The sequence below is a fragment of the Peribacillus aracenensis genome (assembly GCF_025175645.1).
GTDB classification, from domain to species: Bacteria; Bacillota; Bacilli; order Bacillales; family DSM-1321; genus Peribacillus; species Peribacillus aracenensis.
In genome coordinates this window covers 106,850-126,233 of sequence record NZ_JANZMJ010000015.1, presented here as the reverse complement: position 1 = coordinate 126,233, position 19,384 = coordinate 106,850, and the positions used below count along the sequence as shown (strand labels likewise).

Annotated in this window: 21 protein-coding genes and 1 other annotated feature; of the genes, 2 read left to right on the top strand and 19 right to left on the bottom strand. The window is 37.6% G+C overall.

The window, feature by feature from the left end:
- Positions 1–139: 139 nt before the first annotated feature.
- The 14 genes from N0M92_RS16175 to N0M92_RS16110 form a co-directional block, all read right to left on the bottom strand.
- Positions 140–796, bottom strand: a complete 657-nt coding sequence (locus N0M92_RS16175) for a phosphatase PAP2 family protein (RefSeq protein WP_260286717.1) — start codon at positions 794–796, stop codon at positions 140–142.
- 229 nt (positions 797–1,025) lie between these two features.
- Positions 1,026–2,375: an amino acid permease gene (locus N0M92_RS16170; RefSeq protein ID WP_192206248.1), complete on the bottom strand. Its 1,350-nt coding sequence runs from the start codon at positions 2,373–2,375 to the stop codon at positions 1,026–1,028.
- A gap of 59 nt (positions 2,376–2,434) precedes the next feature.
- Positions 2,435–2,671 (bottom strand) — a binding site (T-box leader).
- A gap of 427 nt (positions 2,672–3,098) precedes the next feature.
- Positions 3,099–3,332, bottom strand: coding sequence for a hypothetical protein (locus N0M92_RS16165; protein ID WP_260286716.1), 234 nt, complete (start codon positions 3,330–3,332; stop codon positions 3,099–3,101).
- A 326-nt stretch (positions 3,333–3,658) separates the two neighbouring features.
- The gene (locus N0M92_RS16160) at positions 3,659–4,354 is read right to left on the bottom strand and encodes a cupin-like domain-containing protein (protein WP_260286715.1); all 696 of its coding nucleotides are present in this window, start codon (positions 4,352–4,354) and stop codon (positions 3,659–3,661) included.
- A 13-nt stretch (positions 4,355–4,367) separates the two neighbouring features.
- Positions 4,368–5,444, bottom strand: coding sequence for a TldD/PmbA family protein (locus N0M92_RS16155; RefSeq protein WP_260286714.1), 1,077 nt, complete (start codon positions 5,442–5,444; stop codon positions 4,368–4,370).
- Positions 5,434–6,675, bottom strand: a complete 1,242-nt coding sequence (locus N0M92_RS16150) for a peptide arginase family protein (RefSeq protein ID WP_260286737.1) — start codon at positions 6,673–6,675, stop codon at positions 5,434–5,436. Before N0M92_RS16150 ends, N0M92_RS16155 begins: the two co-directional genes overlap by 11 nt.
- The gene (locus N0M92_RS16145; RefSeq protein WP_260286713.1) at positions 6,668–7,462 is read right to left on the bottom strand and encodes a hypothetical protein; all 795 of its coding nucleotides are present in this window, start codon (positions 7,460–7,462) and stop codon (positions 6,668–6,670) included. The genes N0M92_RS16150 and N0M92_RS16145 overlap by 8 nt, the downstream gene beginning before the upstream one ends.
- Positions 7,447–8,412, bottom strand: a complete 966-nt coding sequence (locus N0M92_RS16140; protein WP_260286712.1) for a multinuclear nonheme iron-dependent oxidase — start codon at positions 8,410–8,412, stop codon at positions 7,447–7,449. Before N0M92_RS16140 ends, N0M92_RS16145 begins: the two co-directional genes overlap by 16 nt.
- A gap of 24 nt (positions 8,413–8,436) precedes the next feature.
- Positions 8,437–10,323 carry a B12-binding domain-containing radical SAM protein gene (locus tag N0M92_RS16135; protein ID WP_260286711.1) on the bottom strand — a complete coding sequence of 629 codons (1,887 nt, stop codon included), beginning with the start codon at positions 10,321–10,323 and terminating at the stop codon, positions 8,437–8,439.
- Between the two features lie 96 nt (positions 10,324–10,419).
- On the bottom strand, positions 10,420–10,554 hold the full coding sequence (locus N0M92_RS16130) for a hypothetical protein (protein ID WP_260286710.1): 135 nt from the start codon (positions 10,552–10,554) through the stop codon (positions 10,420–10,422).
- A 54-nt stretch (positions 10,555–10,608) separates the two neighbouring features.
- A complete protein-coding gene (locus N0M92_RS16125) occupies positions 10,609–10,743 on the bottom strand; it encodes a hypothetical protein (RefSeq protein ID WP_260286709.1) in 135 nt (44 codons plus the stop codon).
- 54 nt (positions 10,744–10,797) lie between these two features.
- Entirely contained in the window at positions 10,798–10,932 is a 135-nt protein-coding gene (locus N0M92_RS16120; RefSeq protein ID WP_260286708.1) for a hypothetical protein, read from the bottom strand.
- Between the two features lie 69 nt (positions 10,933–11,001).
- The gene (locus N0M92_RS16115; RefSeq protein ID WP_260286707.1) at positions 11,002–12,393 is read right to left on the bottom strand and encodes an MFS transporter; all 1,392 of its coding nucleotides are present in this window, start codon (positions 12,391–12,393) and stop codon (positions 11,002–11,004) included.
- Between the two features lie 88 nt (positions 12,394–12,481).
- Positions 12,482–12,610 carry a hypothetical protein gene (locus tag N0M92_RS16110; protein WP_260286706.1) on the bottom strand — a complete coding sequence of 43 codons (129 nt, stop codon included), beginning with the start codon at positions 12,608–12,610 and terminating at the stop codon, positions 12,482–12,484.
- A 168-nt stretch (positions 12,611–12,778) separates the two neighbouring features.
- Here N0M92_RS16110 and N0M92_RS16105 point away from each other — a divergent pair, with 168 nt between their 5' ends.
- Positions 12,779–13,684: a helix-turn-helix domain-containing protein gene (locus N0M92_RS16105; protein ID WP_260286705.1), complete on the top strand. Its 906-nt coding sequence runs from the start codon at positions 12,779–12,781 to the stop codon at positions 13,682–13,684.
- Between the two features lie 450 nt (positions 13,685–14,134).
- Positions 14,135–15,298: an MFS transporter gene (locus N0M92_RS16100; protein ID WP_260286704.1), complete on the top strand. Its 1,164-nt coding sequence runs from the start codon at positions 14,135–14,137 to the stop codon at positions 15,296–15,298.
- Between the two features lie 486 nt (positions 15,299–15,784).
- On the opposite strand, the gene N0M92_RS16095 is transcribed toward N0M92_RS16100, so the two are convergent.
- The 5 genes from N0M92_RS16095 to N0M92_RS16075 form a co-directional block, all read right to left on the bottom strand.
- The gene (locus N0M92_RS16095) at positions 15,785–16,426 is read right to left on the bottom strand and encodes a response regulator transcription factor (RefSeq protein ID WP_260286703.1); all 642 of its coding nucleotides are present in this window, start codon (positions 16,424–16,426) and stop codon (positions 15,785–15,787) included.
- Positions 16,419–17,465 (bottom strand): sensor histidine kinase, encoded by a 1,047-nt coding sequence (locus N0M92_RS16090; protein ID WP_260286702.1) that lies wholly within the window; start codon positions 17,463–17,465, stop codon positions 16,419–16,421. The genes N0M92_RS16095 and N0M92_RS16090 overlap by 8 nt, the downstream gene beginning before the upstream one ends.
- Complete coding sequence (gene liaF / locus N0M92_RS16085) at positions 17,462–18,208, bottom strand: cell wall-active antibiotics response protein LiaF (RefSeq protein ID WP_260286701.1); 747 nt, start codon at positions 18,206–18,208, stop codon at positions 17,462–17,464. Before liaF ends, N0M92_RS16090 begins: the two co-directional genes overlap by 4 nt.
- A 157-nt stretch (positions 18,209–18,365) precedes the next feature.
- Positions 18,366–19,001, bottom strand: coding sequence for a PspA/IM30 family protein (locus N0M92_RS16080; protein ID WP_260286700.1), 636 nt, complete (start codon positions 18,999–19,001; stop codon positions 18,366–18,368).
- Between the two features lie 19 nt (positions 19,002–19,020).
- Entirely contained in the window at positions 19,021–19,368 is a 348-nt protein-coding gene (locus tag N0M92_RS16075; RefSeq protein ID WP_063232490.1) for a lmo0954 family membrane protein, read from the bottom strand.
- Positions 19,369–19,384: the final 16 nt, after the last annotated feature.

Here is a 19,384-nt window from a genome sequence, read left to right as displayed (position 1 = left end):
CCCTCCATTGTTTCAATTCGATTAAAAACATCATACCATATATCATTTACATAAATATCCAAATTTTTAATACACAAAAAGCCACTGTAACATATTAGCTTATGGGAGCCAATATTCTTACAGTGGCTTTTTCCTGTGGTCACTTTTTAATTTGCCTCGCTGCGAAATGATTGGCCTGATAAGCCGATAAGGCTTGGAACATATACTGGACAGCTGCATATACCCCACATGCAAGAAGTATACCTGCGAGTACATCCAATACAGCATGCTGTTTCGTAAATAGCGTGGAGAGGATTATCAGTGTTCCGAATGCAGTGACACTGGCATACTCCCATTTATGCTGTTCTCTCCGCTTATGGGCGACGATCATCATGATGAATGTAGTCAGTACATGAATGCTGGGAAGACAATTGACGGGTTGATCATGACTATAGACGATCCTCATTAAATGGGCAAAGATATCGTTCCCCACTACTTCTGGACGCGGGACTGTCGATTGCCAAAGGCAATATACAAGAAAACAGAGAAGTTTCCCCGATATTAAACTGCCTAATCCTACGAAATAGTGCTTTCGGTCAACAAAACAGTAATAAATCAGCAATCCATAAATATACGGATACCAAAGTAAATAAGGCACGACAAATTCTTTAATAAAGGGAATCTCCCCATCTATTATAGTCGTAACATCGACAGCATGACCTGAAGATTGGTTGATGATTGAATAGATGGAACTAGTGATCACCAAAAGTAATAGATAATATAACGGGTGAAAGGATAGAATGGAATTGTTTTTCATGGCTCGCTCCGGCTTTCAATATATTGGTTTTTTTCCAAAGATTATTATACAACATTTTTCACTAGATTAACTCTTTAATTGCTAAAGTTAATGATTCCCATGAACTAGTAAAATGGATATCTCTTACTTTTGATGTGACCAAGAATACATAACGAAAGCCATGGCATGCTACCATGGCTTGAAACTGAAACTTATATGCGAGAAGGCAAAAGCGATATCCTCGCTTTCTCTAGATTTTGTTATGGCGTTTTTTCCATACAAACGTCAAGGAAATGAAGATGTAGATGCAAAGTGTAATGATCGTAACGATTATGGATGTCGTGAAAATGATTCCGATCAGGATCGTTATTAAAGCGATGATCGCAGCCCAAGTCGTGTACGGGAACCATTTTACCGAATAGGCACTTGTTTTTCCGGACTGTTGTTTACGTGATTTCAAATGGGCGAAAGCAATGATTAACCAGATGAATAATACGGTATATCCCAACGAACCCATTAGGAACTCGAATGTCTTGCTTCCAGCAAATAAGGAAATCAGTACACCGCCATATAAAGCGGAAGTACACATTAAGATTGCGGGAACTGGTACTTTCTTCTTGGATAACCGGGAAAAGATTTTCGGAATGCGACCATCCACGGCTTGTGTATATAGGACGCGGGATGAACCATACAATCCGGAGTTCATCGAGGAAATGATCGCTAATAGAACAACGGCGTTCATAATATGGTCGGCACCAGGAATCCCAATCATTTGAAAGACCATTACAAACGGACTTTCCTGCACCCCGTTTACTTCATTCCAAGGAATTAAGCTAACGATGATGAAAAAAGGAATGATATAGAAGGAAATGATCCTGATTAATGTACTGCGAACGGCTTTTGGTACCACTTTTTCAGGATTTTTCGTTTCAGCTAATGTGACCCCGATGATTTCCGTACCGCCATATGAATAGATGACTACCAGCATCGCCGTGATCAAGCCTGTCGATCCATTCGGAAAGAAACCGCCATGTTCAGTCAAGTTAGAAAAACCGACGGCTGTATGATCACCAAAAGTAACGAGCAGCAACAATAATCCAGCCATGATGAACACAATGATGACAGTTATTTTAATTAAAGCAAGCCAGTACTCCGTTTCAGCAAAAACCTTTACCGACAGTAAGTTAACCGCAGTAACTAAAACCGAAACAGCTAATGCCAGTATCCAGATTGGATATCCAGGCAGCCAATATTGAAGGAAGATCGCCGCAACCACTGATTCGGCCGCGATATTCAATACCCACATTTTCCAATAGATCCAATCCAGGAAATAGGCAGGATACTTTCCTAAAATCGATTGGACCAAATCCCTGAATGTGCGTGCACCGCTATTGCGGACCGCCATTTCAGCTAAACCTTGCATGATGAATAATAGGATGATCCCACCTATCAAGTACGCAATGATTACGGAAGGGCCGGCCATATCAATGGCTGAACTGCTTCCTTTAAATAAACCTGCCCCGATGGCACCGCCTAATGCCATCATTGTAATATGCCTTGAAGTCATTGTCCTCTGTAAATTCCGTTTGTCCGTTTCCATATCCTTACCTCCCAAAAATCAAAAAAAGCATATCGTCTCTTCCTTCATAATCAAATGAAGAAAGAGACGATATGCCTTTAGCTTACCGCGGTACCACTCTTATTGGCTCTTTTCTAGAACCCTGCTTTAAAACCTTGTAACGAAGGTCAATCGTTAAAACAAAAGAATGGAATCATTCCTATCTTTCACTTTACCACTCCCAGGCAAGTTCAAAGTATCATTGGACTGCGTTGCACCAACCCGCAGCTCTCTTTACCGAATAATGTGCTTTTACTACTCCTGATCATTGCGTTTCAAAAATTAAATTATATCTGAATATTTTTAATAATATCCAATACTATACGGACTCAAAGTAAATTTGTCAATAACTTTCTCAGGATAATATTTTCAAAGAAACAAATCATGGGAAATCGCCTTGAGCCAGCACTATGAAATCAGTAGAATACTATTTGAAATAAAGTTGATGCTCTACAGGGGAATTGCTGTTTCACGGTTTAATGATTCTCTTTCTTAAAAGTATAATAGAGTTAAATGTGAAAGAGGGTTATTCAAGATGATTGGTCATGAACCTAAAGAATTATTAAGCACTCTTCTAAATGATTATAAAATAAAATGCCTGCAGTATCATTAAAAGGCAAAACCGTGGCCTTCTTCCAATCCGTCATCAATAATCCCCACTGGAATAAATGAATCTATTCATAAAAGCCCAGGCTCTCCTAAACGTTAAAACTCCACCCCTAACCATGATGCCGCCACCATCAGGACCCCAACGACAATCACTATAACCGGTCCTACAATAATTAATCCAAATAACAATGAGACTACTGCGTCCAGAAAGATTCGAAATGGCCCTGCTTTTTCCTTTTTATTCTGTTGCTGCGTTAATAAGTCTTCAAGATGACCGACTTTTTGCTTTAATTCCTGCAATTCTTGAATCACTTTTGTGTCTTGATCCATGAAATACCACCCTCTTCAATTAACAATAAGTGTTAATTCTATCATTTACATCCACCTTTTTAAAGTGAGATTGACTATTCTCTGGCAAACGTCCTTTCTTAAGTAATGACGGAATTGATAAATTCGTATGGAGGTTTTTTAAAGCAAAGCAGGCGAAGGCTTACTAAGGGCAACAAGGATTCAGAAGGTAAAAAGAAAAACAGCCCTATGGCTGATTTCCCGATTTCATTAGATATGGCGGCATCACTAAAATCTACAGAATGTTTGTAAGCCGCTAAATTTAGTTCATACGAGTTTTTAACCTGTACACTAAAAGGAATAAAGGTTTATTCCTTTTCATCTTTATACCAAAAATTCTCACTAACTGAGAAAGAGGTTTCGATATTTCGCACGGCATGCCACCAATTTTTAGGTGTGTACATTAATTCTCCAGAAAACTGTTCCACAATGTAGGGCTTGGAATATTTGAAATTTGGATCCTCCTTTAAATCCAAATCGAATAAATCATGCTTAAAATCTTTCACATACTCAGTATCATCAGGGCTGAAAAAAATCCATTTTTTTTGGCCAAATACTACTGCATTCCAATTATGTGATTTCTCAAAATCCTGGTGTATTGGGGTTCCTGTTCCAACCGAACCTAGGAAAATCCATTTTAATTTCTTGTTATTTTTGGTCCTGATTGTATTATGGTCGAATAGAGATGGAGTTTCAAAATAACTCTCTAAATCTTCATTGCCCATGATGGAAAAGGGCCAGTCACAATACAATCTTTCGGGGTTATCATTTAAAATACCGATGAATTTACCAAGTTTTGATTTGTAAAATTTTTTTTCTTTATCGTATCCTGATTTCCTTATGATGATTTCCCTTTCTCCATAAGTAGACTGTAGATAGTCTGTATCCCAGTCCTTAGAAGGCCATAAATCTACTAATCCAGTTATTATCAGTGGCTTTTTACCCGCATAATTTTCTTTAAAATTCGTTTGTGATAATTGTTTATAGTGTATCTTATCTATCAATTCGCTCATCCTTTCAAAGTACGGGATAAAGTGTTAGATTTTCAAAATGAATATGAGGTGAACCTTGGGTGACGCTAAGATTATTTTCACCATTCTTATTACAGCCGAAAACCGGATTAAAGAAATGCAGTTTATTGCTAAGGGACTTAATAGCTTTAGCTGAATCAAGTTTGTTTCCTTTAATATCAAATCTTCTAAGTATTTTATTGGTTATTTTCCCATTTTTAATGACCAAACCGTATGATGGCCGGATTACAAAATTCAAGCCAAGTGATCCCCCACCCCAGGAACCTCTGCAATAGACACCGTTGTCGATTCCTGAAATGATCTCCTGTACTTCCATATTGCCAGAATCCAAATAAGTTGTTGACATTCTGGGCATCGCAAGTGAAGATATACCAACGCTTCTTGCATTACATGAAGATTGTAAGCCTAGGAGCTTACAGGTTTTTGCATTATGCATCAAACCTACGGTTATCCCATCCTTTATTAAGTGAGTCCTAAATGTTTCATTCTGTTCCGCATCCAATAAATAACTGCCATTTTGACCAGGAATGGTCGGGTCATCGAATACGTTGATTTTATATTCTGACCATTTGTATCCCATCGTTATTCCATTTGGCTTTAAATACTCTAGGTAATTATCTGCTTCTAAAGTATGACCAAAACATTCGTGTACATAATGAGATCCAGTCCATGGCTCAAGCACAATTTGTGTTTCAATCTTGCGTTCAAGTTGCTGACCATATAAAGCAGCCTCTACTTCCGCTAAAATAACATCAAAATGATCCATTAATTCAGTACATGGTGACTTATTCGTTCTTGTTTGCCATAATACTGGAATAATAGATGTTGAAGTCTCTATTAAGATCCTTATAAGGATGGAATACTTTAATTCATAACTGCTTAATCCAATACGAAGTTTAAAAGACTTCCAATGTCTTAAGTGATCATAGCTATCACGTTCAATGAATTTTAAACAATGATTTAATTCTTCTTGAAGAAACTTGTTCTTTTCATTATCATCGCACCTTGGTGAAACAAGCCCTTCAACGGTTGAATCATATGATATTAAATATTCATTGTTCATGTTTCGTATCAGCCCGACTAATTACTAATTGCGAAGGATCGTCATGGATCTTGCCATAAAAATCCATTAATTTCATTCCTAGTTTTGCTGCGAATACTTCACCCAATATATAACCCTCTATTCTCATAGGTAATAATTCGATGCACTCTTTGGATAAATCATATCCTTTTTGATACAGCTCCAAACGAAGGCAACAAATTAAACTTAATATTAGGCCATGTGCCTCGATGGTATCGACTATATTTCCAGTTTTATTAAACCAATTTAAAGCCTCTTCATAATTCCTATCCCTGAAAAAGTGAATGCCTAAAACATAGGCAGCCCAATATGAATCATCACCTTTTTTAATCGCTTTTTGATAGCAATTCTTAGCACGTTCAATTTCACCAGACTGGGTATAGAGAATCGATTTCAATTTCCAACCTATTGCTCCTAATGGTCTCAATTCAAAGTTTAATTCATCTATTTCTGCTAGACTCAACTTTTCATTCGATGAAATTTTCTCCATCGTTACCTTCGGAGAAAACTTATCTTCCTTGGAATATACAATCTCCCTCCCCATTTGCCCTGCTATATATTTCCCTATCCACCTGAAACTTTCAGGTAGAAACCCACTTTTGATAGAATAGGACATTGTCTTCACTTGCTTAAAGAGACCTAGATTGTTCAATACATGTAAGGTTTCGTCTATATCATTCGATAAATCATTAGTCTTGGGATCATAAAAATAATCCAAATCGATATCTACAATAACCTGTTCATTAATTATGAATTCTCCTAGATATTCAATAGTTGTGACATGTAACTCAATATTATTTAATTGTACAGAAGCAGAATTTTTTCCGTTTCTAAAGCTTGATATGAATTCTTTTCCATGGTTGGGTACAAGGGATAATAGCTCCCAAAGTAATTCACTAAACCCTTTTTCTCCTAACATACGAGGATATACCCATATTATTTTCCGAAAAAGGCCCTCTTGGATTGCGGCGTACAAAAAGTCATCGATCCCATAAGAATATCTTCCATCTTCCCTACAAGGAATATCTTTTTTCAATTCATCAATACACAGACCCTCTTTAATGAACTGACTGATTCTTTTCATTTTTGAATTTTCTATGAACTTTAAATCTAAGTGTTGATCAAAATAAACCAAGGTACTATTCCTAGGAATTTCATTGACCCAATATGAAAATACTTCACTATGTTCCTCATATACATATATTTTATCCATCATTCTTGATTAATCCTAAGTTTAGAATCCAGTCTATCTGATCCTGATTGAACTTTTGTTGGCGGTTTATTTCCCTTGAACCTCCTATTTCTACCATTTCTAATACACTTGGATGAATAGGACCCCTAATTAAATTTTTTCCGGTCGCTGCATATAGCCATATAACCTTTTCGGAATCACTAGCTACTTTTTTTCCACTCAGTGCCTCGGATATTTCTTTGGAGTATGTTTGGTACGCATAGTAAATATGACCATTATTTTTAACCAGGTCACTATCTATTCTGAAAAATGGGTGTTTATTGACTGTTAGTATAGATAAAATGGCATTTAAAAATTCGTGTTTTAATAGTAAATGATTATTATCAGCCGCAAGGATAAATTCTTCGTTTTCAGACAAATAATTGTAAAACGCTTCCTCGATACAAGTACCGTCCCCTGCATAGGGCAATTCCATGTAGCACTCGAAATGTTTGGACGCCAGGAACTTATGCATTAACAGCGTTATATCGGTTTCAAGGATTTCTAAAGCCTGAAAAACACCGGGAAAAGAAGTTCTTAAGCCACCTTTATGTTCAATATTTCCACTCATTAAATTTCTTACAATCGTAGTAGCCGTTGCTACAAGCTCTTCTTTATCTATTGTTTTTATGTGATTTAAATTATCAGCTGATAAATTCAATTCATTAAACTCATCATTTAAAAAGTTATTTCTATATTGGTAATCATATAATAAATTGTAAAGTAACTCGTCTAGTGAATAATTCTTTGGTTTTAAATCATTTGCCATTTTTCAACTGCCTCCTTCATTCTTTGATAATTTTTCTGTGACTTCGGAATTAATATTCCTTCATCTGTATATTTAGGGTCTTCATATGTAATGGCTTTTAAATTAGGGCATAAAGGAAGCAAGTAATCTAAAAGCTGAATTTGTTCATCCATTAAAACTCCATGATGCAAATCTCTGAATTTCCCTTTAATAATTTGGCAACCTGAAAGATGCAATTCAAAACAGTTCTCAAAAGGCAATTTTTCTAATCCATTGAACATCTTTTCATTTGTATTCCCTAACAGCCATTGGTAACTAAGGATATGACCGATATCTATAGTGATAGGGGAGTTTGTCTCCTCGACCAATGTTCTGAAATAATCAAATCCATTTATTTCCCCAATAAAGAAGTTAGTACCTTCAGTGAATCCAGGAAATTCAACTGAAACTGGAACAGCCAGTTCAGATTGGTATTCGTTGATGTTCTTAATACAAGCTTCCAATCCTGCTGGTGTCATATATGGTGGTAAAGGGAAAGGGACGGTTTTCCCTTTTATTGACCACAGGCCAAGATCTTCCACAATCCATCTTATGTCATATCTTTCTATAATCTTATTTGTGAATTCTATGATTTCTGTTTTTTTGTAATACTCGGTAGCCCCCATATTTAAAATCGTTTGATGGAATGCTCTCGCCTTTAGATGTGGATTGGCTTCAAATAATCTATCATAGGCATCAAAGTAGTCCTCGGCTTTTAACACACTTCTATTTTTCGGTTGAAAAGCAAAGAAAATATAATTAAACTCGTCTTTATAATTCTGAAAAAAACCTTTCATCTTAGGCGTGATGTCGTCATGGTCCCCTTTGCTGGAAAAACCTATATCTTCCCCCCAAGGTAAATCCATGCCTAAACCAAGCCCCAGTTTTTCCTTTACATTTGGAAATTTTATTTTCTGATAGACTGTGCTCATTTGTCATTCCTCCCATAAGTTATTTTATTTAAGGTTAATCACACCTTTTTCGACAAAATACTCAAGGTACTTTTTATCGTCAGCCTTGCTAATTATCAGTGTGTTTCCGAATACTTCTATGGATTCTGGCACTAAGAAGACTCTTTGCCATACAAAATCCATGATATACGTCCTATCTAACTTAATGATTTTAGTCCATGGGTTTATCAATAAGGTATTTGAAGTGATATCCTGTCCTACCGTTTTGTATTTATCAGGAGGTAGCTCATCATTCTTTTGGGGGTTGACATTTTTGTGCAATTGCAAGAATCTATTCAGCTTTTCTTCAAACGTTTTTCCGTCAGAGTATTGAAATGTAGCTCCCATTCTACCCATCCCATAATTGAGTAATTTGTTTCCTCTTAGATTCTTGCTTGATTGAATATGGATATCAGGATTATTTGTATCTTCATAAATATAGGTACCTGGTTCTAAAACGAGCATTTGCATGACGTCGATGCCAATCTTATCTTGATTTTTAAGTAAAAATTCCTCAGAACATTTAATTTCATCCTCGGTTTCACCAGGTAAGCCACCAATTATGGACATTCGCAGCGTAATGTTGGCATTATGTAAATTATCTATTATCTGTTGATAATTACTAGATTGCACTCCCTTATCCAAGGAATCTAAAATCCTTTGAGAATTGGTTTCATAGCCAACAGACATTAAAATACAACCTAAATTACTTAGCTCAAAACAAAATTCAGCGTCTAACAACACATTCTCAAGACGGTTTCGTGTACTGAAATTAATTTCATATCCTCTGGATTTAAGTATTTTGACTGCATTGACGACAAGCCTCAAATTAGTATTCTCATCTATGAAATTAATTCTATTAACCCCGTAATTGTTAATGATATCCTCGCACTCGTTTGCTACTTGCCTTGCCGTTTTTTGCTGATAACTTTTTTCTATTCTGGATCTATTACCATATGAACAAAAAGTACATCGTCCCCAGTAACACCCTACACATGTAATCAAAGACATATGCACTTCTTCATCTAAATAGTTTTTGTACGGTAAATCAGAAAAGTCAGGTGGTAAGGCGTCGGTGATCCTATATGCAGACTTAGATGGGATATTTTCAACATTTTTCTCATTAAGCCAAACAATATCCGGCACCTTCCCGATTTGGCAATCGTTTTTTAAATACCTGTCTAACATGAATAATGTTTCTTCACCTGCTGATATTCCTAATGAATCCACAAATTGATTTAATCCATTTAGGCTTAAGAAAGATGATTGACGAATCATGATTTGTTGTCCACCCAGAATAATGTGAGTATTAGGGGAAAGTTCTCTAATCCACTTGCATATTAAAAGGGAAGGTAATATTTGGCTATAATATGCAATAGAAATCGCGAAGATTTTGGGCTTATCGTTAAGAATTTTTTCTTTGATATTTTCGTATAAAACCTTTGTTGCAATATCACTTTTTTTCCAGCTAAAATTCCTTACCAATTCAAGGATTTCCTCCAATGAGGTAATCTCAAGTTTTAAAAACGAATTTAATAGTAATAGTTCTATGCCTTGTCTCACCAACCGAACGTCATACTTCAATGAATCAGAAGATCTTTTCTCAATAAATACATTATTGTAAAGTTGCTTTTGTTCTTTGAATAAGTATTTAGCCATTTCGACTTTATATATCAATTTTAAGTCTTTACTTCCGTTTTCATTGATGCTCACATATTCAGCTAAACAATCTTCACTAAAGAGGGTATGGCATAATTCAATATTTAAATCAATTTGACTTACACTCATTCCCTTGTTCCTCAAAAAACTAGTAATCATAGGTAAACTTAGATATGGAAAGAGCCTGGCTTCAGTTAGAGGAGGAAAAACTATCATTGCATCTGAATTTTCCATCTAAAGAAATTCTCCTTTAATTTATTCAAAGAGAGTGTTAGTTATTTTAAAAGCTAACACTCTCTTTGAATCACCATTATGGATTTAAGATCTAACTTATTTTTCTGCGTCCGTCACTGCACTGAAACGGAATGCATGAAACGCACTACCCACTTCCAGCTCTTTAGCTTCGATTACTTCAAGGTTTTCCACTAGCTTTTCCGCTTGTGTATTTTCCACTTGCTTAGTCATATGTTCCACCTCCTTGCCATTTGCAATGGATTGTGCCTGTAACTCTGCTCTAATCTATTTTTCTGCGTCCGACACTGTACTGAAACGGAATGCATGAAATGCACTACCCACTTCCAGCTCTTTAGCTTCGATTACTTCAAGGTTTTCCACTAGCTTTTCCGCCTGTGTATTTTCCACTTGCTTAGTCATATGTTTCACCTCCTTACCATTTGCAATGGATTGCCTGTAACTCTTGGCTCTAATCTATTTTTCTGCGTCCGTCACTGCATTGAAACGGAATGCATGAAATGCACTACCCACTTCTAGCTCTTTAGCTTCGATTACTTCAAGATTTTCCACTAGCTTTTCTGCTTGTGTATTTTCCACTTGCTTAGTCATATGTTTCACCTCCTTTAAATCAATTCAAAGCTGCCTCTTCTTGGTATCTTTCACTATCCTAAACGGGAATCATATTTCTTCTTTCAAAGACAATTTTATATTGCTCTTTAGAAGCCTTTTATCATAAATGACTGTTCCAATAGCCACCAAATATAATCCTATACAAATGAATAACACGTATGAAAAACCAACTTTGGAAAAGTCACCTTGGTCAGTGCCATAATCCAATAAAGTGTTGAATACTCCCGCCGCGAAAGCCCCAGTTCCAAACTGTACCATCTGGAACAAACCCATATAAACCCCTGTTTCTTCCTCAGGAACGGACATCATAGCGATTTTATTTTGTGTGGGCATGGAAATGACACCTGCCAATCCAAAAAGGAGAAATGCAAATATAAAGAAAATTAAGCTGCCATTAAACATTGTCATAGTAAGGTTTACCATTCCAATGATGGAAATCGAAATAGATAGAAGTAAAAGGTTTCTATTGTCTTTTAAATCTGCAAGTTTACCTGCATACCCAGATAACAAAACGGCCAATATCGAATCTGCCATAATAATATAGCCAACAATATCTGGTTGAATATTGTGTATATCCCGCATGTAACTTGGTATGTAAAGCACAATTACATTTGTGATGGTAAAAAGAACGAATATTCTAATAATTGAAGAGATAAAAATGGTGTTTTTTATTGCCTTTCTTGGAAGCAGAGAAGTATTTCCGTAGTTTGCCCGTTCATAAAATATAAATAAAATCAAACTCAATATCGTAACAGCAATAGAAAGTGACCGTCCCACTATACTAATTTCATCGTTGAATATGAATTGAAAACTGATTACCATAACTAGTAAGGCCAAACTGTTTTTTAAAGGTAAATGAAGGTTTGCCGTGCTTCTTTTTTTTGATTTGGGAGTTACCATTAATACAAGAATCAAGGATATGCAACTTATGATAATCAATACTCCAAATATCATTTGCCAAGAGAAATATTTTATTACCAAACCTCCAGCAGCTGGTCCAATAAGTGAGGCAGCCGCTAAAACTCCGGAAAACCAGCCAAAAGCCCAACCTAATTTATTATCCTTAAAACTTTGCCTAATCAATAATACCTGTGCCGGCACTACCATTGCATCTGCAATTGCCTGTAGCGTCTGATAGACCAAAAACAAATTCCAATTGTTTGTGGTTCCACTAAGTATGGTAGATGCGATAAATAGCGATAGGCCAAATATCAACAATTTTCTTGCCCCTAATATATCCGCCACTTTACCAAAAAGCGGAATGAGAAATGCAAAAAAAGAAAAGAATAGAATATTTCTAATTTGAAGTGTGGAATAAGAAATATTAAAAAAGTCTACAAGATTAGGGAACGCAATCGTCAACATGGACGTAGACATCACACTAGCTATAACACATGAAGAAATGGTTATAATCAATAATTGATCTTTATTTATTTTCATATAAATGATCCTTTTTTTATTTATTTTATTTAAATTCGCCTTTAGGTATCTTCCCTTTTTAATATAGTTTGATATTGGTATTTAAACCTTAATGCTGATTCGGCAGATCATTTATTATAGGATGATCATCTACAGCCAAATTGACGCTTGAATCGAATTGTACAACCATCGCTATCGTAAATAGAATGGAGAACCCAGATACTAATATTTTTTTCATATCCCCTAACCTCCTGATATTGATCGATACAACTAGTATAAACCATCCAAATATGGTACATTTTTCTTGTATGACTGCTACAGAGGATTTTTTTCGATATTTTTTATGTATTTCCAATGAAATACATAAAAAAATATAAAAGTATTTATATTTTTAGGAGTTGATAAAATGGATTCAAAAATTCCTTTTAAGCTCGGAAATGTACTCTACACTTTAAGAAAAAGGTCCGGCATAACACAAAAAGTCATGGCAGAGGGAATCATTACTCAAGCACAGTTAAGCAACATAGAGAAGGGGAAAGTCATTCCATTAGCGACTACTTTATATGAGCTCTCATTACGTTTAGGTATCAGCATTGAGGATATACTTTTAGAAACTTATTCAGACCGAATGGAATATAGTGAGGAAGTGAAATCTCAAGTCAGGGTTTCTATTAGAAATAGAGAGTATCGGCAGGTAAAACGGATTCTCGAAGCAGAACAATACCATGCAGATTTCCAGTCACCTATCAATAAACAATTCATCCTCTGGCATTTGGGGATCGTAGCATATTATTGTGATAATGATATATTGAAATCCCTAGACTTTTTAGATCAAGCACTGGACTTATCTACTCATTTTCATATTTTTTCTGCTCAAAAAATAGAAATATTGAATAGCAAAGCCATTATTTATAACGAAATTACTGAATATAAAAAGTCTATTGCCTCTTATGAAGTTGCCCTTAAGCAACTGCAACAACTTCCAAAAACCTCAATGAATTATAGAATTAAAGTCCGGATTCAATACGGATTGACAAAATCCTTACATAAGGACGCACAATATTATGAATCCATAAAAATTTGCACTGATGCTATTCAAATTTTAATCCGGGAAGAGTCCATGTACCTTTTGGGAGAAGTTTTATATCAGCGTGCCTTATCCTTGCAGTCGCTGAACAACATGGAAAGTGCCACAAAGGGGTATGAAGAGGCAAGGAATATATTCTTATTGCAGCAGAATTACGAATTTGAGAAAGTCGTTCAGGAAAGACTGTATGAGATAAAGAAATCACTTAAAGTGTATAAAGATTAAAGAATTCACTTAGCAAAACATGCTGTACTTTTTTTGTTACATTCAAATCAATTTTTTTAGGGAATGTGTTCGTCTTGGATTTAATTAAGCATGAGAGTTAAGGAAGACGGTTATTTATATTTTCAATCAGTACACAAAAATAATTAACCCGTAATAAAAAAACCCCAATACTACCTTTTCCAAAATCGGTGTCATGAATAGACTAATAAAAGAAACCTAGCTTATTCAAGCTGGAAAGCAAAGGATAGCATAAGGGGTCCCTATCTATATTCCTCGATGTCATGAATTTTGAAAGGCATCTGCCCTCATGAGTCAAGAATCTCTTTGAAACCCACTCTATCATTCTATTTTCATCCTTAAAATGAAAACTATTTTTTCAAATTCTGTCATCAATGTTACAATAACAAGGTTGAAATCAATCTATAGAACACGTGAGGTATCATATTTTTCATGAAAGCAATACGATTATTAAAGGGTTTTAACTTTTTATATTTTGGACTGCTTGCCATTTTCATTCCGTTTCTCCCAGTCTATCTGGCTGATCAAGGTTTGCGTCCAGCCCAAATCGGATTCATCGTCGGTACAGGAGGTTTTGTCACCCTCATCACCCAGCCTTTATGGGGAATGATCAGCGACAAAACAAGGACGATACGAAAAGTCCTGTTGTTACTCATCTTTTTCTCGAGCATAATCGGTTATTTCCTCTATGATTCAAGCAGTTATCTTCAGCTCATCCTGTTTGCCATGCTGCTATATTTCTTTTTGATGCCGATCGATCCCTTGACGGAAAGCCTCAATTTTACCATGGCAGAGAAATCCGGGATCAGCTACGGCTCCATCCGGACATATGGTGCATTGGGTTATGCGGTCATATCGCTGATCACCGGCTATGTTATGTCATATTTCGGGGCGAACAGCCTTGCCTTCCTTTTTGCAGGCATTGGTTTAATCAGTTTCATTATCAGCTGGATGATGCCTGATGCACCCGTTTCAGGGAAACCTGTCACCTTTAGCAGCCTTAAGCATTTTTTCGGCAATAAAGAGACGCTTCTCTTTCTGTTATTGGTCTTTATTTGTGCTGTTCCAGCAAGGATGAACGATACTTTCCTCGGGGTGTATATCCGGGAACTTGGAGGAAGTGCCAAGCTTGTAGGCTTGACCTGGTTCTTAGCGGCGGGAAGTGAAATCGTTGTGTTCGCCTTAAGCTTCTGGTGGCTTCGCAAGGGTAAGGAAATCATCATCATTTCGTTTGCAGCAGCATTTTTCTTTATCCGTTATTTCGTCTCTGCATGGATTACCGATCCACAGCTATTAGCTTATTTGCAAGTCATGCAGCTATTGACTTTCCCGATTTTCTACTCGGCGGCCATCCAATATCTGTATCGGATCGTTCCGGTGGAATGGCGCGCCACAGGCCAGACCGTACTGGCGCTGCTATTCTTCGGGGTTTCGGGAATCATTGCTTCTTATATAGGCGGAGCCATATATGGGGCTTACGGCGGCAAGACCCTTTACCTGCTCATATCCTCCATCTCCTTTATAGGAATGGTATTCGCTTTGGTTCTTTATCGGATTTACGGCAAGAGGCTCGATACCGCAGATGAAGCTGTATAATCAAAAAAATCGTATAAAAAAGAGCATGTTTTAATCAAAACATGCTCTTTTTGCATTCCGTTAGCGAAATAATGGGGCAACCGTTAACATTAGCACAGAGAAACAAAGCAGTATAGTGGTTGTCCTGTTTGAGAGTTTTACTTGTCCGGCATTTTTATAGAACCCAGAAAATTGAAGCCGGTTTTTATAGAGTACATAAAGTAATGGAAAAATTGCCAAAGCAACAGCCCATCCGCCCGTGGTATTCTCTATGGTTATACCAAAAATCGCATAGATTGCATGAATGATGAACCCATTATCATTCCAATATCGAAAATGATGGTGATTATACGAAATAATACTAAGATCACTCTTAACATCATTTCACCTGCCTTTTTCCCGTTATCCATAAAAAAAAGGCCGCATCAGCAACCTTGAAAAAACTTTACAGGATGGGATAGTTCCCTAAATATAACAAAATGTCCTCTATTGGTTAATAGACCCTCTTTACTGCTCTTCTTGAACGAGCGAATGTTTAAATGCGTAAATCACTGCTTGCGTGCGGTCCTGTACAGCAAGCTTACTTAATATATTGCTGACATGCACTTTGGCTGTTTTCAGGGCTATGTATAGTTCATCTGCAATTTCCTGATTCGTTTTCCCTTGTGTCATCAGCAGCAAGATTTCCATTTCACGGTTTGTCAATTGATCATGAAGCTCGGTAACCTTTGGGCGACGCAGCTTCTCCATCATTTTTCCCGTCACTTCAGGTTCAAGTACACTTTGTCCCTGGAAAGTGGAACGGACGGCTCTCGCAATCTCGCTGGCCTTTGATGTTTTCAACATATAGCTCGTCGCTCCGGCTTCCAATGCCGGGTACACTTTTTCATCATCCAGGAAGCTTGTCACAATGATGATCTTTGCTTCAGGCCATTTTTCAATAATTCGTTTCGTCGCTTCTATGCCGTCCATTTCCGGCATCACCAAATCCATCAAAATGATATCCGGACGCAATTCCATTGCCAGTTCGACAGCTTTCAAGCCATTGTCCGCTTCCCCGATCACTTCGATATCCGACTGTGCAGATAAATAAGCCGATACCCCTATCCTTACCATTTCATGGTCATCGACAAATAATACTTTAATCATCATGATCACCTCCAGCATTTAATAATGGGATTTTCACTTCAAGTTTCGTTCCTTTATTCGGAACGCTTACAAGTTGCATCGTTCCGCCTAATTCAACAGCCCGTTCATGCATGTTTTGCAGACCATATGATCCCGTTTTCGAATCCTCGACATTAAAACCGATGCCGTCATCCGTTATCCGTAAAATGATCATCCCATCACGAACGATCAAAAGCACTTCAAGCGAGTTCGCTTTTGCATGTCTCAGTGTATTGGAAATCGATTCTTGTAAAATCCGAAACAGATGGTCCTCAATCCCCTTATCCAGAGTGACAGGCTCCATCTTCCAATTTATATCCATCGTCACTTTTTGGGCCAATTCCAAAAGAAGCTCCTTCATTCCTTCATGTAAAGATTTCCCCTTTAATGCAACAGGCCTCAAGTGAAGCAATAAAGCCCTCATCTCAAGCTGGGATTGATGGATCATTTCTTCCACTACCTTGAATTGTTTCATTTCCGCTTTTTCCATATCGGATTGTGACTCGGTGATGGCCGACATGAACATCGAAGCGGCAAACAATTGCTGGCTCACCGAATCATGCAGTTCCCGCGCTAAACGGTTTCGTTCCTGGGAAACGATTTCCTGGATCTGTTTCTCCTGATCTATGGCCTTTTCATTCGCCATTTTTTGTGATAATTTTGTCTGCTCATTGATTTGCTTATGGATCAGTTGCATCCTTTCCGCCATTTTAGCCATCTCTTGGACCGGATACGTCTCCTCTTGGGAAGGTAAGCGGCCCTGTTCAAGTAAATGCAGCCCTTCATCCACCCTTTCGAGCTGCCTCTTCCAAAACATTCCCGAAACGACTCCATAAATCAGCCCTACCGTCATGACCAGACTTGGCAGGAATATGACGAAGGGTAAGCCCATGACCACTTTCCCCCACAATAAGCTCCAGTCTGATAAAGGAAAGATGGAGAAAACCGCAGCCGGCAAGGCAAGGGACAGAATGAAAGCAACACCAAGGGCAGTCAATATCTGCCGTGTCAGTATACTCATATCCGCTTCACCTCTAAATCCCCAACTAAGATTGAAGTGATGATATGGACCTTGTGATCCGTTTCATTGAACCCTTCCGTTTGGTAGGAATAAATTTGATTAAAGACCCTGGATTCAGGCTTATTTTCAAAAATCCGCGCCCTGCCTGCAATGATAGAATGATGGACCCTGATTTCGATGCCATATGGGACGAGAACAGTGATATTGCCAATGATATTCCTGATGGAAATGACAGCGTCGCCTTTCGGTAAAATCGTTTTGCTTAAATCGATAACCGTATCACCGATCCCGCCCTGAACATTCACGGAATTCCATTCATATACATGCTCGGCCGTCTGTTGATGACCGAAAAACTTATTTTTAAACAGGTAATCGGTTTTTAGCAATCGTTCCTTATTGATCTTTTCCTCGTCAGAATCGTCATTGGTTAAAATGGGACTGACCCAATCAGGATTCTTTTTGGACTGATAATATAAAAACAAAAGATAAATGAGGATCGCCATCAGGAAAAATTTAAAGACGAACATATTCAAGACATTGATGATAAGGGAAATCAACCCTATAAAAAATAGGACTTTCCCGATGGTCCGTTTTGTGAATTTCCTGCCTACATAGATGCATCCTATTGAAAAAGCGAGGGAAAAAAGGAGACCTCCACCCGTAAATGCAATCTCTAAAAAAATCAGGACGACTCCGATGAGAAGTATCCATCCCATATAATCCGTCTTCATCTTGTTCAGCATCGGTTCGCCTCCCCTGTATATGATCATGATATTCTTAAAAGGCACAGGAACCCGTGCCTTTTAAGAATACCATGAAATTATCATGTTCTGACAGCCTGTTTTCCCCCGCCCTCCATTCCAAAAGGTCAGGGGATAACAGTGATGCCATAAAAAACCTTTACGCTTCTTTTTGTTCCAATTCTTTTTCAAGCTGGACAATCCTGGCATCAATCGTATGCCGATTATAATCAGTATGGACCTGGTGCTCGATGCGATCGATATAATGCTCCATTTCTTCAAACATCGCTACCGGTTTGGCTTCGGATCTGCCTCCATCCAAAACCCGATTGATCCGGTTGTTTGCCCGGGCAATATTTTCCCTGCCCATGAGCTCCAGACGCTTTAGATGCATATCCTTCAGCTTATGCTTCATTTCTTCATATTTCCGCTCCAGTTCAGCCAACTGAACCTCTGCACTTTTATGCGCCTCCTTCAAGCTTAGCGCTCGCTCTTCATAGTGCAGGCTTTCCTTTACAGCAAACTCCATTAAATCCGTTTCTCCCGACTGCTTGGCAATCTCAGCCTGATGCTTACGTTTTTCAGCCAGATTTTGCGCTTGATTATATTCACGCACAAACTCTTCTTTCAGAAGATATTGACGTTCAAGCAGCTTACCGACCTTTTCTGTCTCCTGCTCACATTGACGCAAATATTGATTTAACATTCCGATTGGGTTTTTTTGCTCCTTTTTATCCAACAAGTCGTGAAAATCCGCTGAAATCGTTTGTTTCATTCTCGAAAATAAATTACCCATACCAATTACATCCCTTCTATTAGTTCTTATTCAACTCTTTCCACTCTCTTTCAAAATTTGAGAATGGGTCATTTTCTTTAGATGATGCACTTTCATCATTTTCATTCCATTTTTTATAAACCAGGTAAAGAACATAAGCTGCCACCAGTCCCAATATTGCCGGGATATGGGAAATAGAAACGATCAGCACGATAATGGAGACTGATCCCCACGCAATCTTCGCCCCCGTCGATTCGGACTTCATGAACTGCTTGAATCCAAAGTATAGGATCGCCAAGCAAATCGCCAGGCTGATCAGTGGACCAACGTTCGCCAGTAACAGGAAAAGCGCGATCAGTCCTACAATAAACAAACCAAATTTCTTCATTGTTTTCGTCCTCCTT